This is a genomic window from Streptomyces sp. NPDC127119 (assembly GCF_042677425.1).
Taxonomy (GTDB): Bacteria; Actinomycetota; Actinomycetes; order Streptomycetales; family Streptomycetaceae; genus Streptomyces.
The window spans coordinates 12,479-31,708 of the sequence record NZ_JBHXTO010000109.1; the positions used below are offsets into that span (position 1 = coordinate 12,479).

The 19,230-nt window shown below is 72.6% G+C and carries 21 protein-coding genes; 16 read left to right on the top strand and 5 right to left on the bottom strand.

All coding sequences use genetic code 11. The features are described from left to right. Positions 1 to 337: 337 nt before the first annotated feature. The 3 genes from ACFVH5_RS32775 to ACFVH5_RS32785 all read left to right on the top strand — a co-directional run bounded on the left by ACFVH5_RS32775 (position 338) and on the right by ACFVH5_RS32785 (position 2,946). Positions 338 to 1,369, top strand: coding sequence for an ABC transporter ATP-binding protein (locus ACFVH5_RS32775; RefSeq protein ID WP_384808034.1), 1,032 nt, complete (start codon positions 338 to 340; stop codon positions 1,367 to 1,369). 70 nt (positions 1,370 to 1,439) lie between these two features. After that, complete coding sequence (locus tag ACFVH5_RS32780) at positions 1,440 to 2,282, top strand: ABC transporter permease (protein WP_385837348.1); 843 nt, start codon at positions 1,440 to 1,442, stop codon at positions 2,280 to 2,282. 34 nt (positions 2,283 to 2,316) lie between these two features. Next, positions 2,317 to 2,946, top strand: a complete 630-nt coding sequence (locus tag ACFVH5_RS32785) for an AAA family ATPase (protein ID WP_384808038.1) — start codon at positions 2,317 to 2,319, stop codon at positions 2,944 to 2,946. Positions 2,947 to 3,200: 254 nt separating this feature from the next. On the opposite strand, the gene ybaK is transcribed toward ACFVH5_RS32785, so the two are convergent. From ybaK to ACFVH5_RS32805, 4 genes are all read right to left on the bottom strand, one after another. After that, the gene (gene ybaK, locus ACFVH5_RS32790) at positions 3,201 to 3,704 is read right to left on the bottom strand and encodes a Cys-tRNA(Pro) deacylase (protein ID WP_385837349.1); all 504 of its coding nucleotides are present in this window, start codon (positions 3,702 to 3,704) and stop codon (positions 3,201 to 3,203) included. An 11-nt stretch (positions 3,705 to 3,715) separates the two neighbouring features. Next, positions 3,716 to 4,456, bottom strand: a complete 741-nt coding sequence (locus ACFVH5_RS32795; RefSeq protein WP_384808042.1) for an LON peptidase substrate-binding domain-containing protein — start codon at positions 4,454 to 4,456, stop codon at positions 3,716 to 3,718. 11 nt (positions 4,457 to 4,467) lie between these two features. Continuing rightward, positions 4,468 to 5,511 carry a hypothetical protein gene (locus ACFVH5_RS32800; protein ID WP_385837350.1) on the bottom strand — a complete coding sequence of 348 codons (1,044 nt, stop codon included), beginning with the start codon at positions 5,509 to 5,511 and terminating at the stop codon, positions 4,468 to 4,470. A 219-nt stretch (positions 5,512 to 5,730) separates the two neighbouring features. Continuing rightward, positions 5,731 to 7,311, bottom strand: a complete 1,581-nt coding sequence (locus tag ACFVH5_RS32805) for an oxidoreductase (RefSeq protein ID WP_385837351.1) — start codon at positions 7,309 to 7,311, stop codon at positions 5,731 to 5,733. 230 nt (positions 7,312 to 7,541) lie between these two features. On the opposite strand from ACFVH5_RS32805, the gene hisD reads away from it, so the two are divergent. The 10 genes from hisD (at position 7,542) to ACFVH5_RS32855 (ending at position 15,499) form a co-directional block, all read left to right on the top strand. Next, positions 7,542 to 8,861 (top strand): histidinol dehydrogenase, encoded by a 1,320-nt coding sequence (hisD, locus tag ACFVH5_RS32810; RefSeq protein ID WP_385837352.1) that lies wholly within the window; start codon positions 7,542 to 7,544, stop codon positions 8,859 to 8,861. Then, complete coding sequence (locus ACFVH5_RS32815) at positions 8,858 to 10,075, top strand: histidinol-phosphate transaminase (protein ID WP_385837353.1); 1,218 nt, start codon at positions 8,858 to 8,860, stop codon at positions 10,073 to 10,075. The genes hisD and ACFVH5_RS32815 overlap by 4 nt, the downstream gene beginning before the upstream one ends. Further along, positions 10,072 to 10,665, top strand: a complete 594-nt coding sequence (gene hisB, locus ACFVH5_RS32820; RefSeq protein WP_055518513.1) for an imidazoleglycerol-phosphate dehydratase HisB — start codon at positions 10,072 to 10,074, stop codon at positions 10,663 to 10,665. Before ACFVH5_RS32815 ends, hisB begins: the two co-directional genes overlap by 4 nt. A 3-nt stretch (positions 10,666 to 10,668) precedes the next feature. Then, a complete protein-coding gene (locus ACFVH5_RS32825) occupies positions 10,669 to 10,833 on the top strand; it encodes a hypothetical protein (RefSeq protein WP_384808052.1) in 165 nt (54 codons plus the stop codon). Beyond that, the gene (hisH, locus tag ACFVH5_RS32830) at positions 10,830 to 11,519 is read left to right on the top strand and encodes an imidazole glycerol phosphate synthase subunit HisH (protein WP_385837354.1); all 690 of its coding nucleotides are present in this window, start codon (positions 10,830 to 10,832) and stop codon (positions 11,517 to 11,519) included. The genes ACFVH5_RS32825 and hisH overlap by 4 nt, the downstream gene beginning before the upstream one ends. Positions 11,520 to 11,522: 3 nt before the next feature. Continuing rightward, a complete protein-coding gene (gene priA / locus ACFVH5_RS32835) occupies positions 11,523 to 12,248 on the top strand; it encodes a bifunctional 1-(5-phosphoribosyl)-5-((5-phosphoribosylamino)methylideneamino)imidazole-4-carboxamide isomerase/phosphoribosylanthranilate isomerase PriA (protein WP_385837355.1) in 726 nt (241 codons plus the stop codon). After that, entirely contained in the window at positions 12,245 to 12,658 is a 414-nt protein-coding gene (locus ACFVH5_RS32840; RefSeq protein WP_385837356.1) for a RidA family protein, read from the top strand. Before priA ends, ACFVH5_RS32840 begins: the two co-directional genes overlap by 4 nt. After that, on the top strand, positions 12,655 to 13,410 hold the full coding sequence (hisF, locus tag ACFVH5_RS32845) for an imidazole glycerol phosphate synthase subunit HisF (RefSeq protein WP_385837357.1): 756 nt from the start codon (positions 12,655 to 12,657) through the stop codon (positions 13,408 to 13,410). Before ACFVH5_RS32840 ends, hisF begins: the two co-directional genes overlap by 4 nt. A gap of 149 nt (positions 13,411 to 13,559) precedes the next feature. Beyond that, positions 13,560 to 14,147: an ArsR/SmtB family transcription factor gene (locus tag ACFVH5_RS32850; RefSeq protein ID WP_385837358.1), complete on the top strand. Its 588-nt coding sequence runs from the start codon at positions 13,560 to 13,562 to the stop codon at positions 14,145 to 14,147. Between the two features lie 29 nt (positions 14,148 to 14,176). Then, positions 14,177 to 15,499: an MFS transporter gene (locus ACFVH5_RS32855; protein ID WP_385837359.1), complete on the top strand. Its 1,323-nt coding sequence runs from the start codon at positions 14,177 to 14,179 to the stop codon at positions 15,497 to 15,499. 43 nt (positions 15,500 to 15,542) lie between these two features. Here the strand turns inward: ACFVH5_RS32855 and ACFVH5_RS32860 are convergent, their stop codons facing one another. After that, positions 15,543 to 16,178, bottom strand: coding sequence for a TIGR03085 family metal-binding protein (locus ACFVH5_RS32860; protein WP_385837360.1), 636 nt, complete (start codon positions 16,176 to 16,178; stop codon positions 15,543 to 15,545). A gap of 142 nt (positions 16,179 to 16,320) precedes the next feature. Here ACFVH5_RS32860 and hisI point away from each other — a divergent pair, with 142 nt between their 5' ends. The 3 genes from hisI (at position 16,321) to ACFVH5_RS32875 (ending at position 19,081) form a co-directional block, all read left to right on the top strand. Continuing rightward, complete coding sequence (gene hisI / locus ACFVH5_RS32865) at positions 16,321 to 16,758, top strand: phosphoribosyl-AMP cyclohydrolase (protein ID WP_385837361.1); 438 nt, start codon at positions 16,321 to 16,323, stop codon at positions 16,756 to 16,758. Positions 16,759 to 16,769: 11 nt separating this feature from the next. Further along, a complete protein-coding gene (locus ACFVH5_RS32870) occupies positions 16,770 to 18,257 on the top strand; it encodes an anthranilate synthase component I (protein WP_384808067.1) in 1,488 nt (495 codons plus the stop codon). Between the two features lie 182 nt (positions 18,258 to 18,439). Continuing rightward, the gene (locus ACFVH5_RS32875) at positions 18,440 to 19,081 is read left to right on the top strand and encodes a TIGR02234 family membrane protein (protein WP_385837362.1); all 642 of its coding nucleotides are present in this window, start codon (positions 18,440 to 18,442) and stop codon (positions 19,079 to 19,081) included. Positions 19,082 to 19,230: the final 149 nt, after the last annotated feature.

A 19,230-nucleotide genomic window follows, 5' to 3' on the forward strand; every position in this document is an offset into this window, starting at 1 on the left:
GCGCCGTTCCCCGCGCCCCTCGGGACGGGCTGCGCCCTGTCCTCGTGTCGCGTCTGCGGGATCGGTGAGGGCCGGTCGCGCCGTTCCCCGCGCCCCTCGGGACGGGCTGCGCCCTGTCCTCGTGTCGCGTCTGCGGGATCGGTGAGGGCCGGTCGCGCCGTTCCCCGCGCCCCTTGGGACGGGCTGCGCCCTGTCCCCGTGTTGCGTCTGCGGGTGCGGTGGGGGCTGGTCGCGCAGTTCCCCGCGCCCCTGAGGGGCGCCCCTGGCGTCCGGCTCTGGTGGGGTTTGGCCTCCCCGCGCGTTGTTCGGGGGGTGGGACCCCGTAGTCTCGGGTCTCGTGAGTACGCGCACCGCACAGGCAGTCCGGGACGGGCACGGCGGGGATGTCGTGTGTGCCGTGCGGGATCTTACGAAGACGTATCCGGCGGTGCGGGGCCGGCGCGGGCAGCCCGCGACACCCGAGGTGCGGGCCACCGACGGGGTACGCATCGACATCCGGCAGGGCGAGATCTTCGGGCTGCTCGGACCGAACGGCGCCGGCAAGACCACTCTCGTACGCCAGCTGACCGGGCTGATGCGCCCCGACCGCGGCAGTGTCGAGATCCTCGGCCACGACATCGTGCGCCACCCCGAGCGGGCGTCGCGGATCCTCGCGTACCTCGGGCAGGAGTCCACCGCGCTCGACGAGCTGACCGTGTCGCTCGCCGCGGAGACCACCGGCCGGCTGCGCGGCCTCGACGTGCGCAGCGCGCGGGCCGAGCGGGACGCGGTCCTGGAGGAGCTGGGGCTCACCGCGCTCGCCTCGCGGCCCCTGAAGAAGCTCTCCGGCGGACAGCGGCGGCTCGCCTGCTTCGCCACCACCCTCGTCGGCGCACGGCCCTTCCTCGTCCTCGACGAGCCCACCACCGGTATGGACCCCGTCGCCCGCCGGGCCGTCTGGAGCGCCGTCGACCGGCGCCGGGCCGAGCACGCCACGACGGTCCTCCTGGTCACCCACAACGTCATCGAGGCGGAGACCGTCCTCGACCGGGTCGCCGTGCTCGACCGGGGCCGCGTCATCGCCTGCGACACCCCCTCCGGCCTCAAGGAACAGGTCGCGGGCGAGGTACGGCTCGAACTCGTCTGGCGCGAGCGCGCCCCGCTCGACGTACCGGAAGTCGCGGCCCTGCGCGACCGCGCCGTAGAGTCGGGCCGTCGCTGGTCGCTGCGGCTCTCTCCCGAGGAGGCCCGCGCGGCCGTCGCGGCGGTCACCGGCGGCGCCGCGTTCGCGGCCCTGGACGACTTCACGCTCGCCACACCGAGCCTGGAGGACGTGTATCTGGCACTGGGCGGCAGCGCCGGAAGCGTACGGGGGTTGGTCAAGGCATGAGCATGCGGGCCCCCGCAGCCGTACGGAACAGGTACAGGACGACAGCCGAAGCGAACAGGAGCCGCGCGACGTGAGTGTCGTACCCGCCGAGATCCTGCCCGGCGCAGCCCGTGTGGACGGGAGCCGGAGCGTGCACACCGAGGACGGTGCCCGTGCCGTGGCCGTGCTCGGGCCGCGCGCGCGGATGTGGCCGGCGCTGGCCGCCGTCTACCGGGCGCAGCTCTCCCGGGCCAGGGTGGCGCGGATCCCGCTGCTGTTCGTGGCGACCTTCCAGTCGATCGGGATCATGGTCCTGATGCGGGGGGTCGTGGACGGTGGCGGCGAGGCGCGGGCCGTGGTCGCCGGTTCGTCGGTCCTCGTGGTCGCGTTCGTCGCCCTCAACCTGCTCGCCCAGTACTTCGGACAGCTCCGTGCCAGCGGCGGGCTCGACCACTACGCGACGCTGCCCGTACCGCCCGCCGCCGTCGTGCTCGGCGCCGCCGCCGCGTACGCCTCCTTCACCGTGCCGGGGACGCTCGTCACGGCCGTCGTGGGCAGCGTCCTCTTCCAGTTGCCGCTGACGCACCTGTGGATCCTCGTCGCGGTCATCCCGCTCGCGGGCGCGGCGCTCGCCGGGCTCGGAGCGGCGCTCGGACTCCTCGCGCCCCGCCCCGAACTGGCTACACTGCTCGGCCAGTTGGGCATGTCCGCCGCGCTGCTGCTCGGCGTGCTGCCGCCGGACAGGCTGCCGACGTTCGTGCAGTGGGCGCGTGATCTGATGCCCTCCACCTACGGCGTGGAGGCGCTCGGGCTGACCTTCGGGCCGGACCCGGACTGGGGTCTCGTGCTGCTCGACCTCGCCGTCTGCGCGGGTGTCGGTGTCGCCTCGCTGGCCGTCGCGACCTGGGCCTACCGCCGGGCGGCCGTCCGGTGACGCGCCCGACAGGCGGGCCTGGCACGATGTCGGTGTGACCGCACCGCTGAACCCGCCTCCGCCGCCGCACCACCAGCCGCCGCACGACGCCTGGCAGGCGCCGCCCGCCGGGTACGGGCTCGGTCATCAGGAGGACGGTCCCGGAATGAAGACAGAGCTGCGCGAGGCCGCGATCGTCACGGTCGCGATGGCGGTCGCCGGACTGCTGCTCGGTGTCCTGTGGTGGTGGCTGGCACCGCACGTGCCGCTCGTCTCGGACGACACCACCGTCTACCTCGCGGACACGGAGGGGGAGCAGGCCATCGGCGTGGACGGAACGTTCACTCTGCTGGCACTCGGCCTCGGCCTGGTCAGCGCGCTGGTCGTGTTCCTGGCGCGGCGCAAGGGCGGCATCGCGCTCGTCGTCGCCCTCACCGTCGGCGGCGTCCTCGGCTCCCTGGTCGCCTGGCGCCTCGGCATCTGGCTCGGCCCCACCCAGGACGTGGTCGCGCACGCCAAGGAGGCCGGCAAGGGCGTCACCTTCGACGCGCCGCTGGAACTCGGCGCGAAGGGTGCCCTGCTGGCCTGGTCCCTCTCGGCCCTGCTGATCCACCTGGGCCTGACGGCCCTGTTCGCCCCCAGGGACCCGGACCCCTTCGAGACCCCGTACTACCCCAAGGCCTAGGCCCCACAGGGGCGCGGGGAGCTGCGCGCCCGGCCACGGCGCACCCGCAGCCGAACCACGGCCCGGAGCCCCTGGCTCCGGGGTCATCTCAAGGCCAGGGGGCTCAAGAAGGAGCCCCTACGCCGGCCGGCGCCCGTGGTTCGCCCGCCCTTTACGGATACGCCACTTCCGCTTGCGCGTCTTCTTCGACATGTCCTCGGTACTTAACCGAGAACCCGGCCCCCGTCGAGAGGCCACGCACGCCCGGCGAGCGGTCAGCCCCGCCCGACGGCGGCCACCACCGCACCGGTGAGCCGCGCGAGGTCGTCGGGGGCCAGTTCGACCTCCAGTCCCCGCCGCCCCGCGGAGACACAGATCGTGGCGTGCCCGCTCGCGGACGCGTCCAGCACCGTACGGAGCCGCTTGCGCTGCCCGAGCGGTGAGATGCCCCCGCGGACGTATCCCGTGGTGCGTTCCGCGGCGGCCGGGTCGGCCATCGCGGCCCGCTTGCCGCCCACCGCCGCCGCCAGCGCCTTCAGATCGAGGGAGCCCGCCACGGGCACGACGGCGACCGTCAGGTCCCCGTCGACGTCCGCGACCAGCGTCTTGAAGACCCGGTCGGGGGACACGCCCATGGCTTCGGCGGCCTCCTCCCCGTACGAGGGGTGCGCCGGGTCGTGCTCGTAGGCGTGGACCGTGAACGCGACCCCGGCCGCGGTGAGCGCCACGGTCGCCGGCGTCCCGCCCGCCTGCTGCTGCTTCTTCGCCTTCTTGGCCAAGGGACGTTCCTTCAGTTGAGGCTCGTCGGCCCGCGCGTCAGCTCCGACGCGGGCAGTGAGGGCAGGTTGCGGATGATCGCGGTCTCCGCCCGCAGCAGCGTCAGCTCCTCGCGCAGCCGGGACGCGGTGTCCGGTGCCTGGAGCAGCCGCTGCTTCGCCGGGACGTCCAGCATCGCCGCCGCCGCGACCAGGTACGAGACGACGGACGGCTCGTCGGGGAGATCGGCCCCGGTGGCGAGGGACCGTTCCCGCGCGCCCGCCAGCCGCTTCTGGTACTGCCTGAAGGCCCGCAGCACCCCTTCCGCCAGCGCCCCGGCCTCCTCGCCGGGCTCTTCGGGCAGTTCCTCGAGGTCGGCCGTCAGATAGGGCCCGGAGGCGTCCACGGACTCCAGCCGTACCCGGGTCGTCCCGGTGGCCAGTACCTCGAAGCTGCCGTCGGCCCGCTCCCGGATCGTCGCCGCGTCGGCGATGCAGCCCACCGCGTGGAAGGCCTTCAGCGGTTCGTCGCCGAAGCCGGCCGAGGGCCCGCGCTGCGGTACGGCCGTCTGGTCGGGCATACCGGGCGAGGTGGCCGCGACCTCGTGGCCGTCGCGGATGGCGACGACGGCGAACCGGCGCGGTTCGTCCTCGGCGGTCTTCAGCAGATCGCGCATCATCGCGCGATAGCGCTCCTCGAAGATGTTCAGCGGCAGGACGAGCCCGGGAAACAGCACCGAGTTCAGCGGGAAGAGTGGGAGCCGGACGGTGGTCACGACGGGAAAGCCTAATGGTCACCGGAGGGCGTACGTCCGCCGCGCTCACTCCGTGGATGCGGAAGATCCCCGATCCGTGACCTCAGGGGCCGGTCCGAGGCCACTTGGATCCGGATTCCGTCGCGCAGTTCGAGGAACTGGCCGAGCGGATCGTCCGAGACCCGGTCCCAGGGGAACGAGGTGGCGTACGGGCCGATCCGGCGCAGTTGTTCCAGCGCGTCCTCCCAGCGCTCCAGCCTGACCAGCACGTAGGTGAGCAGATTGCGGACCTCCGCGGGCCACGGGTCGGCGTCCCGGTACTCGGCGGAGAGGGCGATCGCCAGGTCGGCCGCCGCGTCGAGGCGTGCGCGGCTCACGGCGGCCCCGCCGCCCTCGGTCAGATAGGCGAAGGCGGCCCGCACGGGCAGGGCCTGGACCAGGGAGCCGGGCAGCGCGTCGTGGGCGGCGCGCTCGGCGAAGTCGAAGCACTCGCGGTGCGAGCCGTACCAGGCTGCGGACAGGTACTGCAGGGCGGCCACGTGGCAGCCGTAGTGGTGCGGGGAGCGGCGGACGGCCTGTGCCCACAGCTGCTCGAACTCGGTGTGCGGCGCGTTCGTGCCCCGGGCGTGGTCCAGCGCGATCCGCCACGGCACGGGGTCGCGCGGGGCGCCCTCGGCGGCGGCGGAGATCAGCGGTCCGACCTGGCGCAGCAGTTCGGCGCGGGCCGGTGACCGCCAGCTCCGGCAGACCGCGAGCTCGGCCTTGACCAGGGCCGCGTCCGGGTCGTGCGGGGCGGCGGAGCGCCAGTCGTCGAACCACTCGCCGCGGGAGAGGGCGAAGGCGGCGAGGCGGGTCGTGTACCGGTCCCGGTTCTCCCACTCGGCGGACTCGCGGGTGGTGGACAGGAGCTTGCCGGCCGGGCCGTACTCGCCGCGGCCCGCCGCGACCAGGGCCGGGCCGAGCCGCTCGTCGGGGGCGTCGAGCAGCACCTCGTCGTCGTCGGGCAGACCGGCGGCGAGACTCGAAGTGTTCCGCGCCATCCGGACCGTACGGAGGAGCGCTCGCAGCAGTGCCATGGTGGGTCCATTGAAAACCGCAGGTCGGACCGGTACCAGGGGGTGTGCGGTGACGCTTTCGTAACCTTGGTTTGGTTGCGTGAGGATGGGTCAAGGGCGGGTAAAAGGTGACTGTTGCTCAGGTGTCGGGCGGCTGTGCGGCGCCCATACGGACGGGGCCGCCCACCTCGCGCGACAGCGGTCGCCCATCTCGCGCGAGAGCCGTCGCTGCGTCGTCGGTCAGCCTCTGCGGAGCGTGCGGGTCGCGCCCGCCGCCACCGTCGTCGCCAGGACCCAGCCCAGCAGGATCACCACCGCGGACAGCCACTGCCAGCCGCCGCGCAGCTGCCAGAAACCGGCCTGGCCGAGGTCGATGAGCGGCAGCAGCAGGTCCAGGGCGAACAGTGTCGGGTTCCACGGCGGATGCTCACCGCTCTTGAGCGGCGGATGGTCGGCGTGGGCGAAGGCGAGCGAGGTCGCGGCCCATAACACCGCCATCCACAGGGCGGCCCGCCCCGGCCGGTATCCGTAGGCGACCGTCCAGTCCTGCGCGTACCCCCACAGCTTCGCCGCGACCGGCAGGTTCTCGCGGCGGTGGCGCTGCTTGGCGAGCAGCACCTCGCGCGCCTGCTCGTCCTCGCCGCCGTTGCGCAGCACGGTCGCCAGCCGTTCGTACGGCTCCGGGCTGTACTCGGGGGTGGCCGCGGCCACCCACTGCAGGCGCCGGGTCAGCGGGAACGGGCCGCGCGGCACCAGGTACTCGTACTGGAAGCCGCCCATCTGCAGCTGGCCCGCGCCCGGCCAGCTGGTGGCCTGGTCGATGAGGGTGACCACCCGCGCCCCGTTCAGCACGACCCGCCCGCGCTGCGGGCGCCGGCCGAGGAACCGCAGTTCGGGGACCTGGACGCGGCGCAGCGAGATCTCCTGGTCGTCGCGCAGGGTGAGGCGGGCCTGTTCGAAGTCGACCGCGTCGCCGAACCGGCCGTCGTCGAGCCGGATCCCGCCCTCGCACTCGAACCGCTGCACCCGGGTGCCGTGCGCGGGGGTCCGGCCGCTGGTCAGCACGGGGTCGCCGATGCCCGCTGGGGTCATGTACATGGTGCGCTCGACGGTCAGCTGCGGTGCGTTCAGCGCCCGGCGCCCGTACGGATTGGCCAGCCGGCTGCCGCGCAGGCTGAGCGAGACGCCCACCTTCGCGCCGCGCAGGCTCAGCTCGCCGTGCGACTCCATCATCTCGGCCTGCAGGTCCTGCCCGATGGTCATCCCGTCGCCGACGAGGGAGTTGTCGCGCCGGTCCCGGTAGATCACCGCCTGGTTGAGCAGCAGGTCCGTGCCTATGTGCGCGTCGGTGAGGCGCACGCCGTTGTGGAAGCGGCAGCGCGGCAGATGCAGATCGCCCTCGGTGTGCAGCCGGGCCGCCTCCAGCCGCGGTATCGCGCAGTCCACCAGCCGCAGCGTCGTGAACCGGGACTCCGGCAGCAGGATCTCCTTCTCGAACCGGCAGCCCTTCATCTCGACGTACGGCTCGACGCTGCCGCCCGCGAGGTCGAGCGGGTCGACGATCTGGACCCCGGCCAGCTTGAGGGAGGCCACGCGGCCGTCCAGCGCGGGCGGGCCGTCCAGCAGCAGCCAGCACACGATCCTGGCCCGTACCGTGCGCTCCGGGCCCCAGGGATGGCCACCGTGCGGATCGTCGGTGACGGTGTCCCCGGCCCGCAGGTCGTACACGCTGCCGTTGCGGAACGCCTGCCACATGCCGGCCTCGGCCGCGCTCAGGTCGTCGGGCAGTTCGCCGACGCGCAGGCCGGCCCCATCGGTCACGTTTTTCACTCACTCCTCAGTTACTCGCCGGTTCGTACAGCCGTCCCTGTGATGCCCGCTGAGTCGGCGCCTGAACGCCGAGAGTGACGATGGTTGCTCTCAGTGACTGTCGGGGGCCGGATCAAGCCACCCGCCGACCGGTGATCCGCGGCTCGTATCAGCGATTGATACAGCCGTCCGGCACCCGGCGGCCGTCTGAGAGAATTAGCTACGTGCTGCAACATTTCGCTATGGCCCGAATCGATCTGCGCGGCGACGCCCTCCCCGAGGGCCCCGCCCTGCGCGACCTGCTGCCCCGAGCCGACTTCGACGTCTCGGCCGCCCTGGAGAAGGTGCGTCCGATCTGCGAGGCCGTGCATCATCGGGGCGACGCGGCGCTGATCGACTACGCGGAGAGGTTCGACGGCGTACGCCTGGAGTCCGTACGGGTCCCCGCGCAGGCCCTCACGGACGCGCTCGACCAGCTCGATCCGGCAGTGCGCGCGGCCCTGGAGGAGTCGATCCGCCGCGCCCGCGTCGTCCACCGCGAGCAGCGCCGCACCACGCACACCACCCAGGTGGTCCCCGGCGGCTCGGTCACCGAGAAGTGGGTGCCCGTCGACCGCGTCGGGCTGTACGCGCCCGGCGGCCGGTCCGTCTACCCCTCGTCCGTGATCATGAACGTGGTCCCGGCGCAGGAGGCCGGCGTCGAGTCGATCGCGCTCGCCTCGCCCGCCCAGGCCGACTTCGGCGGTCTGCCGCACCCGACGATCCTGGCCGCCTGTGCGCTGCTCGGCATCGACGAGGTGTACGCGGCCGGCGGCGCGACCGCCGTGGCGATGTTCGCGTACGGCACCGAGTCCTGCCCGCCCGCCAACATGGTCACGGGCCCCGGCAACATCTGGGTCGCCGCCGCCAAGCGCTACTTCGCGGGCCGGATCGGCATCGACGCCGAGGCCGGTCCGACCGAGATCGCGATCCTCGCCGACGAGAGCGCCGACCCGGTGCACGTCGCCTCCGACCTGATCAGCCAGGCCGAGCACGACCCGCTCGCCGCCGCCGTCCTCGTCACCGACTCCGTCGCGCTGGCCGACGCGGTCGCCAAGGAACTGGAACCGCAGGTCGCCGCCACCAAGCACATCGAGGACCGGATCGTCCCGGCACTCGGCGGCAGGCAGTCCGCGATCGTGCTGGTCGACGGCGTGGAGGAGGGCCTGCGGGTGGTCAACGCCTACGGCGCCGAGCACCTGGAGATCCAGACCGCCGACGCGAGCGCGGTCGCCGACCGGGTACGCAACGCGGGCGCGGTCTTCGTCGGACCCTGGGCGCCCGTCTCCCTCGGCGACTACGCGGCCGGCTCCAACCACGTCCTGCCGACCGGCGGCTGCGCCTGCCACTCCTCGGGCCTGTCCGTCCAGTCGTTCCTGCGGGGCATCCACATCGTCGACTACACGCGCGACGCGCTCGCGGAGGTCGCCCACCACGTGGTGGCACTCGCCGAGGCGGAGGACCTCCCCGCCCACGGCGCGGCGGTCAAGGCCCGGTTCGGCTGGAAGGTTCCCGGCAAGTGAGTACCAACGGCGGTTCCCCCGACAGCCCCTCCGGCAGCTCCTTCGGTATAGAAGACCTGCCCGTCCGCGACGAGCTGCGCGGCAAGTCCCCGTACGGCGCCCCGCAGCTCGACGTGCCCGTGCGGCTCAACACCAACGAGAATCCGTACCCGCTGCCCGAACCGCTCGTCGAGCGGATCACCGAGCGGGTGCGCGAGGCCGCGCGCCACCTCAACCGCTACCCCGACCGGGACGCGGTGGAGCTGCGCACCGAACTGGCCGCCTATCTGACCAAGACCGGCGGGCACGTGGTCGGCGTCGAGAACGTGTGGGCGGCCAACGGCTCGAACGAGGTCATCCAGCAGCTGCTGCAGACCTTCGGCGGGCCCGGCCGCACCGCGATCGGCTTCGAGCCCTCCTACTCGATGCACGGGCTGATCTCACGCGGCACCGGCACCGGATGGATCTCCGGCCCCCGCAACGACGACTTCACGATCGACGTGAGCGCGGCCGAGAAGGCCATCGCCGAACACCGGCCCGACGTCGTGTTCATCACCACCCCCAACAACCCCACGGGCAACGCGGTACCGCCCGCCACGGTCCTCGCGCTGTACGAGGCGGCGCAGGCGGCCAGGGCCGGCACCGCCGGCGCGATGGTCGTCGTCGACGAGGCTTACGTCGAGTTCAGTCACGGTGAGTCACTGCTGCCGCTGCTCGAAGATCGGCCGAATCTCGTCGTCTCGCGCACCATGTCGAAGGCGTTCGGCGCGGCCGGGCTGCGCCTCGGCTACCTCGCCGCCCACCCGGCGGTCGTGGACGCCGTCCAGCTCGTACGGCTGCCGTACCACCTGTCGGCCGTCACCCAGGCGACCGCGCTGGCCGCCCTGGAGCACACCGACACACTGCTCGGGTACGTCGAACAGCTGAAGACCGAGCGTGACCGGCTGGTCGCCGAACTGCGCGCGCTGGGCTTCGCGGTGACCGAGTCCGACGCCAACTTCGTCCAGTTCGGACGGTTCGACGGCGCGGCCGGCTCGCACGAGGCCTGGCGGCTGATCCTCGACCGGGGCGTCCTGGTCCGGGACAACGGCGTACCGGGATGGCTGCGGGTCACCGCCGGCACCCCCGCCGAGAACGACGCGTTCCTCGACGCGGTCCGTGCACTGCCGCGTGAGGTGCAGACATCCGTGCCCGTGCGGGACACCCCCGCAGCCCCGAAGGAGCAGAGCGCATGAGCCGCGTAGGCCGTGTCGAACGGAACACCAAGGAGACCTCCGTCGTCGTCGAGATCGACCTCGACGGCAGCGGGAAGGTCGATGTGTCGACAGGCGTCGGCTTCTACGACCACATGCTCGACCAGCTCGGCCGGCACGGTCTGTTCGACCTGACCGTGAAGACAGAGGGCGACCTGCACATCGACTCGCACCACACCATCGAGGACACCGCCCTCGCCCTGGGCGGCGCCTTCAAGCAGGCGCTCGGCGACAAGGTCGGCATCTACCGCTTCGGCAACTGCACCGTCCCGCTGGACGAGTCGCTCGCCCAGGTGACCGTCGACCTCTCCGGGCGCCCCTACCTCGTGCACACCGAGCCCGAGAAGATGGCGCCGATGATCGGCGAGTACGACACGACGATGACCCGGCACATCCTGGAGTCCTTCGTCGCCCAGGCGCAGATCGCCCTGCACGTGCACGTGCCGTACGGGCGCAACGCCCACCACATCGTGGAGTGCCAGTTCAAGGCGCTCGCCCGGGCCCTGCGGTACGCCTCCGAGCGCGACCCGCGCGCGGCGGGCATCCTTCCCTCCACGAAGGGCGCGCTGTAAGCCATGAGCGGCCTCTCCACCATCCTGATCGTCGTCGGGCTCTTCCTGCTCGGCGGCATCTACTCCTTCGTCAAGCAGCAGATGCCCAAGAGCCTCATCATCCTGCTGTCCATCGGCGCGGCCATGTGCCTCGTGGCCGGTGTGGTCCGCCTGGAGGTGTGGAATTGAGTACCCCCGACAGCCCCTCGGGCTCCCCCTCGGGCACGTCTTCGGGCACCCCTTCGAAGCGAGTGGTCGTCTTTGACTACGGCTTCGGGAACGTCAGGTCCGCCGAACGCGCCCTCGCGCGCGCGGGCGCCGACGTCGAGATCACCCGCGACTACGACAAGGCCATGAACGCGGACGGACTGCTGGTGCCGGGCGTCGGCGCCTTCGCCGCCTGCATGAAGGGCCTGCGGGAGGCACGCGGCGACTGGATCGTCGGCCGCCGGCTCGCCGGAGGCCGCCCCGTCCTCGGCATCTGCGTCGGCATGCAGATCCTCTTCGAGCGCGGCATCGAACACGGCGTCGAGACCGAGGGCCTCGACGAGTGGCCCGGCTCGGTCGAGCCGCTGCAGGCCGACATCGTGCCCCACATGGGCTGGAACACCGTCGAGGCGCCGGCCGGCACGAAGCTCTTCGCGGGCCTCGACGCCGACGCGCGCTTCTACTTCGTGCACTCGTACGCCGTCCGCGACTGGTCCCTGGAGACCGCGAACCCGGCGATGCGCTCCCCGCTCGTCACCTGGTCCACGCACGGCAAGCCCTTCGTGGCGGCCGTCGAGAACGGCGCCCTGTGGGCCACCCAGTTCCACCCCGAGAAGTCCGGCGACGCCGGAGCCCAGCTGCTCACCAACTGGATCGGAACCCTGTAGACCATGGCCAAGCTCGAACTCCTCCCCGCCGTCGACGTCCGTGACGGCCAGGCCGTCCGGCTCGTGCACGGCGAGTCCGGCACGGAGACCTCGTACGGTTCCCCGCTCGGCGCCGCCCTCGCCTGGCAGCGGTCCGGCGCCGAGTGGCTGCACCTGGTGGACCTGGACGCCGCGTTCGGCACGGGCGACAACCGCGCGCTGATCGCCGAGGTCGCCCGCGCCATGGACATCAAGGTGGAGCTGTCCGGCGGCATCCGCGACGACGACACCCTCGCCGCGGCCCTCGCCACCGGCTGCACCCGCGTGAACCTCGGCACCGCCGCCCTGGAGACCCCCGAGTGGGTCGCCAAGGTCATCGCCGAGCACGGCGACCAGATCGCGGTCGGCCTCGACGTCCGCGGCACCACCCTTCGTGGCCGCGGCTGGACCCGGGACGGCGGCGACCTCTACGAGACGCTGGAGCGCCTCGACAAGGAGGGCTGCGCGCGGTACGTCGTCACCGACATCGCCAAGGACGGCACTCTCCAGGGCCCGAACCTGGAGCTCCTGAAGAACGTCTGCGCGGCCACCGACCGTCCCGTCGTCGCCTCCGGAGGGGTGTCCTCCCTGGACGACCTCCGCGCCATCTCCGACCTCGTCCCCCTCGGCGTCGAGGGTGCGATCGTCGGAAAGGCCCTGTACGCCAAGGCCTTCACCCTGGAAGAGGCTCTCGCGGCGGTGGCCGGATGAGCGCCCTGCGACGCGTCACGACCGGCGCGCCCTGGGAGGAGGCCTTCGGCTACTCCCGCGCGGTGGAACTGCCCAACGGCCTGGTCCTGGTCTCCGGCTGCACCTCCGTGGTGGACGGCCAGATCGCCGGCGGCGACCCGTACGAGCAGGCCGTCAACTCCTTCAAGGTCGCCCTCTCGGCCCTGGGGCAGCTGGGCCTCGGCCCCGAGCACGTCGTGCGTACGCGCATGTACCTCACGCACGCCCGGGACGTGGAGGACATCGGCCGCGCCCACAAGGAGTTCTTCGACGCGGTCCGGCCGGCCGCCTCGATGATCATCGTCTCCGGTTTCGTCGACCCCGGCCTGGTGGTCGAGGTCGAGGTGGAGGCGTACCGGGAGGCGGCCCCGGGGGAGGCGTCCGCGTCATGACCCTCGCCGTACGTGTCATCCCCTGCCTGGACGTGGACAACGGACGGGTCGTCAAGGGCGTCAACTTCCAGAACCTGCGCGACGCGGGCGACCCCGTCGAGATGGCCAAGGTGTACGACGCCGAGGGCGCCGACGAGCTGACGTTCCTGGACATCACCGCGTCCTCCGGCAACCGCGAGACCACCTACGACGTGGTGCGCCGCACCGCCGAGCAGGTGTTCATCCCGCTCACGGTGGGCGGCGGCGTACGCACCGCCGAGGACGTCGACAAGCTGCTGCGGGCGGGCGCGGACAAGGTCGGCGTCAACACGGCCGCCATCACCCGCCCCGACCTGATCCGCGAGATCGCGGAGCGCTTCGGACGGCAGGTGCTGGTCCTGTCCGTGGACGCCCGCAGGACGGCCGCCGGAACCTTCGAGGTGACCACCCACGGCGGTCGCGAGGGCACCGGCATCGACGCCGTCGAATGGGCGCACCGGGCCGCCGAGCTGGGCGCGGGCGAGATCCTGCTCAACTCGATGGACGCCGACGGCACCAAGGACGGCTACGACCTGGAGATGATCGGGGCCGTCCGCAAGCACGTCACGGTCCCGGTCATCGCCTCCGGGGGAGCGGGCCGGCTGGACGACTTCGCGCCGGCCGTCACCGCGGGCGCGGACGCCGTGCTCGCCGCCTCCGTCTTCCACTTCGGCGATCTGCGGATCGGCGAGGTGAAGCAGGCGCTGCGGGAGTCGGGACATCCCGTGCGGTGACGCTCCGCCGGTAGCCGGCCGCGCAGAGGAGAGCCCCCGGCCGTTCGACGGCCGGGGGCTTCCCTCTGCCCGGAACCATGGTCCGTTACGAAAGAGAAGTTGCGCAGTTTTTATTGCGCAACTTTTCTTTCGCATCTACGGTCGGTGTCATGAGCGGCACGGAGAACCAACCGATCACGGACCTGGGCACCCTCAAGGCCCTGGCCCACCCGCTGCGGATGCAGCTCTACCGGGGCCTGTGCGTGGCCCGCACCGCCACCGCCTCCCAGCTCGCCGAGCAGGTCGACGAAGCGGTCTCCCTGGTCAGCTACCACCTGCGCAAACTCGCCGAGCACGGCCTGATCGAGGCGGCAGACCCGCGGAGCGGCGACGCCCGTGAACGCTGGTGGCAGCCCTCCTCGCAGGGCGTGAGCATCAGGGACAAGGACTTCCGGGACGCGCCCGAGCGGGCCGCCGCGCACCTGGCCGCCACCCGGCTCTTCCACCGGCAGCGGTCCGACATGTACCGCCACTACCTCGACGAACGCCTCACCTGGGGCCCCGAGTGGAACTCCGCCACCTCGGACAACGAGTCCCTGCTGCGGCTGACCGCCGGTGAACTGGCCGAACTGAGCGTGGAGTTGCTGGCCCTCGCCAAGAAGTACGACGAGAAGGGGCGGGCCGCGGAGGCCGCCGGTGACACCGAGGGGCGCGAGAACGTCGCGCTGCACGCGCTCGCGTTCCCGTTCCGCACCTGACAGTCCGTGCGTCCCAGGAGGCCACCGACGTGACCGTCACTCCCGCGATCTCCGAAGCCGCCCCGCCGGCCCCTGGGCGCCCCGCCCACCGCGACCCCGACGTCCTGCGCTGGCTCGGCGCGTACGCCTCCTCGGCGATCGGCGACAACGTCTACTACATGGCGCTGTCCTGGGCCGCCGTACAGGCCGGTACGCCCTCGCAGGCCGGGCTGGTGATGGCCGCGAGCGCCTTGCCGCGCGCCCTGCTCATGCTGGGCGGGGGAGTGATCGCCGACCGTTTCGGCCCGCGCCGCGTGCTGCTCGCCGGCAACGGCGTGCGATGCGCCGCGGTGGTCGCCGTCACCGTCCTGCTGCTGGTCGCCGGCCCCGGGCTGTGGCTGCTCTGGGTGCTCGCCCTGGTCTTCGGCGTGGTCGACGCCGCGCTCATGCCCGCGCTCGGCGCGCTGCCGGCCCGGATCACCACTCGTGGCCAACTGGCCCGCGTGCAGGGCATGCGCGGCATGGCGAGCCGTCTCGCCAACGTCCTGGGCGCCCCGCTCGGCGGCCTCGGCGTGGCCCTCGGCGGCGCCGCGGCGGCCTTCGGCACGGCGGCGCTGCTCTTCGCGATCGCGCTGCCGCTGCTGGCGGCCGTCCGGACGAGGAACCGACCGCACGACGAGCACGACGGGGCCGCCGGACAGGAACCGCCTCCTCGGCCGACGGCCGCACGGGAACTGCGCGACGGACTGCACCACATCCGGCGCAACCCCGTCCTCGCCCGGCTCGTCGTCGTCATCGCGCTGAGCGACCTCGGGTTCGTCGGGCCGCTGAACGTCGGACTGACCCTCCTCGCCGACGAACGCGGCTGGGGCGCCTCGGGGATGGGCTGGGTGCTGGCCGGCTTCGGGACCGGGGCGGGAGCGATGTCCCTGCTGCTGACCGTACGGGGACGGGTGCCGCGCGCGGGGCTCGTGCTGTCCGTGACGATCGCCGTCGGAGCCGTCGCCGTCGGGGCGATCGCGTACGTGCCGACGCTCGCCTCGGCCGTCGGCGCGGCGCTCGCCGTCGGCCTGCTCGCCGGGCTGAGCGGAGCGTTGTGCGGGGCGCTGATACAGACCGAGTCGGACCCCGCGTACACCGGGCGGGTGACCTCCGTGGCGCAGCTCTTCAGCCTGGGACTCGCCCCGCTCACGTTCCCGCTGACCGGCGCGGCGATCGCGCTCTGGGGGTCCGGCCCCGTCTTCGCCGCCAGCGCGGGCGTGTGCGCGCTCGGAGGGCTGATGGGACTGGGCTCCGGGGCGTTGCGGCGGGCGGAACTGCCGCGGTGGCCGCCCGCCCGCGTGACCGCCCGAGCACCTGACCCGAGTCCCTGACCCGAGCCCCTGAAGGGCCCGGGTGCGGGTGGCCGCGACCTGCCTACAGACCCAGCTGCTTCGTCTCCTGCAGCTTGGCGACCGCGTCCTTGTCGCCGTCCACCTCCACGTCGGCCACGCCCTGCCGGCCGTGCGCGAAGAGGACCAGCTCGGAGGGGTCGCCGGTGACCGTGACCACGGGGGTGCCCTTGTGGGCGACGACCGTCTGGCCGTCCGGGCGGCGCAGGACCAGACCGGTGGGCGCGCCCCGGCCCATCATCCTGGCGATGCGTTCGAGCCGGGACCACAGGGCGTCCTGGAAGACCGGGTCGAGCACCCGCGGCACCCAGTCGGGCCGGGCCCGGCGTACGTCCTCGGTGTGGACGTAGAACTCGATCGCGTTCGACGCCTCGTCGATCTGCTTCAGGTTGAACGGCGAGAAACGCGGCGGCCCCGTACGGATCAGCTGGATCAGCTCCTCGTACGGCTTCGCGGCGAACTCCGCCATCACCCGGTCGAGCCGCGACGCGAGCTGCTTGATCAGGATGCCGCCGGCCGCGTCCGGGCGGCGCTCGCGCACCACGACGTGGGCGGCGAGATCGCGGGTGTTCCAGCCCTCGCACAGAGTGGGGGCGTCCGGTCCCTCGGCCTCCAACAGATCGGCGAGGAGAAGTCGTTCACGCTTCGCATGGGTCGACATGCCTGCCAGCCTACGACCGCCCCGGCGGTCCGCCCACTTCTGCGGGCCACCGATCTCCCGTTGACGTGTTTCCGTCCCACCGCCCCTCTCAGCCAGTGGACGCCGTCCGGGCCCGTACGGCCGGCGCGGCACAATGGTCGGCATGACCAGCACGCCCACGCCCAGCAGGCCCAGCGGCCTGGACCCCGAGATCGCCGCCCGCCTCAGGCGCAGCGCCGACGGGCTCGTACCCGCCATCGCCCAGCAGTACGACACCGGTGAGGTGCTGATGCTCGGCTGGATGGACGACGAGGCGCTGCATCGCACGCTGACGACCGGCCGGTGCACCTACTGGTCGCGCAGCCGCCAGGAGTACTGGGTCAAGGGCGACACCTCCGGGCACTTCCAGTGGGTCAAGTCCGTCGCGCTCGACTGCGACGCCGACACCGTGCTGGTCAAGGTCGACCAGGTGGGCGCCGCCTGCCACACCGGCGACCGCACCTGCTTCGACGCCGACGTGCTCGTCAAGGACGCCGGGGACGCCAGGGATGCCGGGGACGCGGGCGACGCCGATTCCGGCGTACCCGCAGTGGATCAGTAAGGTCAGCGGCCATGGACCTCGACACCTTCCGCAAGCTGGCCACCGACCGGCGTGTCATCCCCGTCAGCCGCAAGCTCCTCGCGGACGGCGACACCCCCGTCGCGCTCTACCGCAAGCTCGCCGCCGAACGCCCCGGCACCTTCCTCCTGGAATCGGCGGAGAACGGCCGGACCTGGTCCCGCTACTCCTTCGTGGGGGTCCGCTCGGCCGCCACCCTCACCGAGCGCGACGGACAGGCGCACTGGCAGGGCACCCCGCCCGTCGGGGTCCCGGCCGACGGCGACCCCCTCGCGGCCCTGCGCGCCACCATCGAGACCCTGCACACCCCGCACGACCTCGCCGGCGGCCACGCCCTTCCGCCGTTCACCGGCGGCATGGTCGGCTACCTCGGCTACGACATCGTGCGGCGCCTGGAGAAGATCGGCCCCGGCGAGCGCGACGACCTGAAACTGCCCGAACTGACCATGCTGCTCACCAGCGACCTCGCGGTCCTGGACCACTGGGACGGCTCGGTCCTGCTGATCGCCAACGCGATCAACCACAACGACCTCGACTCGGGTGTCGACGAGGCCTACCACGACGCCGTCGCCCGCCTGGACGCCATGGAGGCGGACCTCTCGCGGCCCGTCTCGCAGCCGCCGGCCGCGCTCCCGCCGTCCGAACTGCCCGAGTACACCGCGCTGTGGGGCGGCCCCGACTACCAGGTCGCCGTCGACGACATCAAGGAGCGCATCCGGGCCGGCGAGGCCTTCCAGGTCGTCCCCTCCCAGCGCTTCGAGACGGCGTGCACGGCGAGCGCGCTGGACGTCTACCGGGTCCTGCGGGCGACCAACCCCTCCCCGTACATGTACCTCTTCCGCTTCGACGGCTTCGATGTCGTGGGCTCCTCCCCGGAGGCCCTGGTCAAGGTCGAGGACGGGCAGGCGATGGTCCACCCCATCGCGGGCACCCGGCCGCGCGGCGCCACCGTCCAGGAGGACCAGGCCCTCGCCGACGAACTGATCTCCGACCCCAAGGAACGCGCCGAGCACCTGATGCTCGTCGACCTGGGCCGCAACGACCTGGGACGGGTCTGCCGGCCCGGGTCCGTGGAGGTCGTCGACTTCATGTCCATCGAGCGCTACTCGCACGTCATGCACATCGTCTCGACCGTCACCGGCAAGGTCGCCGAGGGGCGTACGGCCTTCGACGTACTGACCGCCTGCTTCCCCGCCGGCACGCTCTCGGGCGCCCCCAAGCCCCGCGCGATGCAGATCATCGACGAACTGGAGCCCTCGCGGCGCGGTCTGTACGGCGGCTGCGTCGGCTACCTCGACTTCGCGGGCGACTCCGACACCGCCATCGCCATCCGTACGGCCCTGCTGCGCGACGGCACGGCGTACGTGCAGGCGGGCGCCGGGGTCGTCGCCGACTCGGACCCCGTCGCCGAGGACACCGAGTGCCGCAACAAGGCGGCGGCGGTCCTGCGCGCGGTCCACACGGCCAACCGGCTCTCCTGACGGACACCCGCCCGACGGACCCGGGGCGGCACACGTGACGCGGTCGGTGATGAGGCCGACGACGGGATCGACGACGGGATCGACGACGAGGTCGACGACGAGGTCGACAAGGAGACATTCGCGGGCAGTGCGACGTGGCTCACGTGTCCTCGGGTGACGGTTCGCCCGGAGTTCAGGCGATAGTGGGGTACGTGACTGCTGTACCGCACCCCCGATCCGAAGCTCCCGGACCCGCCCGCTCCGGCCGCCGAAGCCTCGCCGTCGCCCTGTTGTCCGGCGCGCTCGGCGCGGCCCTCGTGCTGCTCGCCACCCGGCGTGGCTGGTCGGGCGGCACGGCGACCGTGGCCGGCGGCGACTTCCCGCTGAGCGCCTCAGGCAGTGACGTCACGGGCGTCCCCGCCTCCCTGGCGATCGTGGGACTCGCCTCCCTCGTCGCCGTCTTCGCCGTCCGCCGGGCCGGGCGCTTCCTGGTCGCCGGACTCCTCGCGCTCTCCGGCGCGGGCACGATCGCCTCGGCGCTCCTCGGCCTCTCCGACAGCTCCGCGCTGGACGAGAAGGCCGCGGCGGCGACCGGGGACACCGCCGCGACCGTGGGCACGATGACGCACACCGGGTGGCCGTACGTGGCCGCGGTGGGCGGTCTGCTGCTGCTCCTCGCGGGGCTGCTGGCGCTGCGGTACGGGCGGATGTGGCCGACCATGTCGGGGCGGTACGAGCGGGACGGGACGCCTCGGCCCCGGCGGGTTCGGGCGCCAGTGGATCCCGATCGGCCCGAGGAGATCTGGAAGGCGCTCGACCGCGGCGAGGACCCCACCGGGGCGTGACCGTTCCACCGTGACCGTTCCACTGGGGGTTCGCGTTGTCGGCTGCGGGTCCGGTGGGGGTCGGCCGCGCCGTTCCCCGCGCCCCTGGAAGCCAAAGACAAAAGATTGCGCAGTTCCCCGCGCCCCTCAGGGGCTGGGGCGCGGGGAAC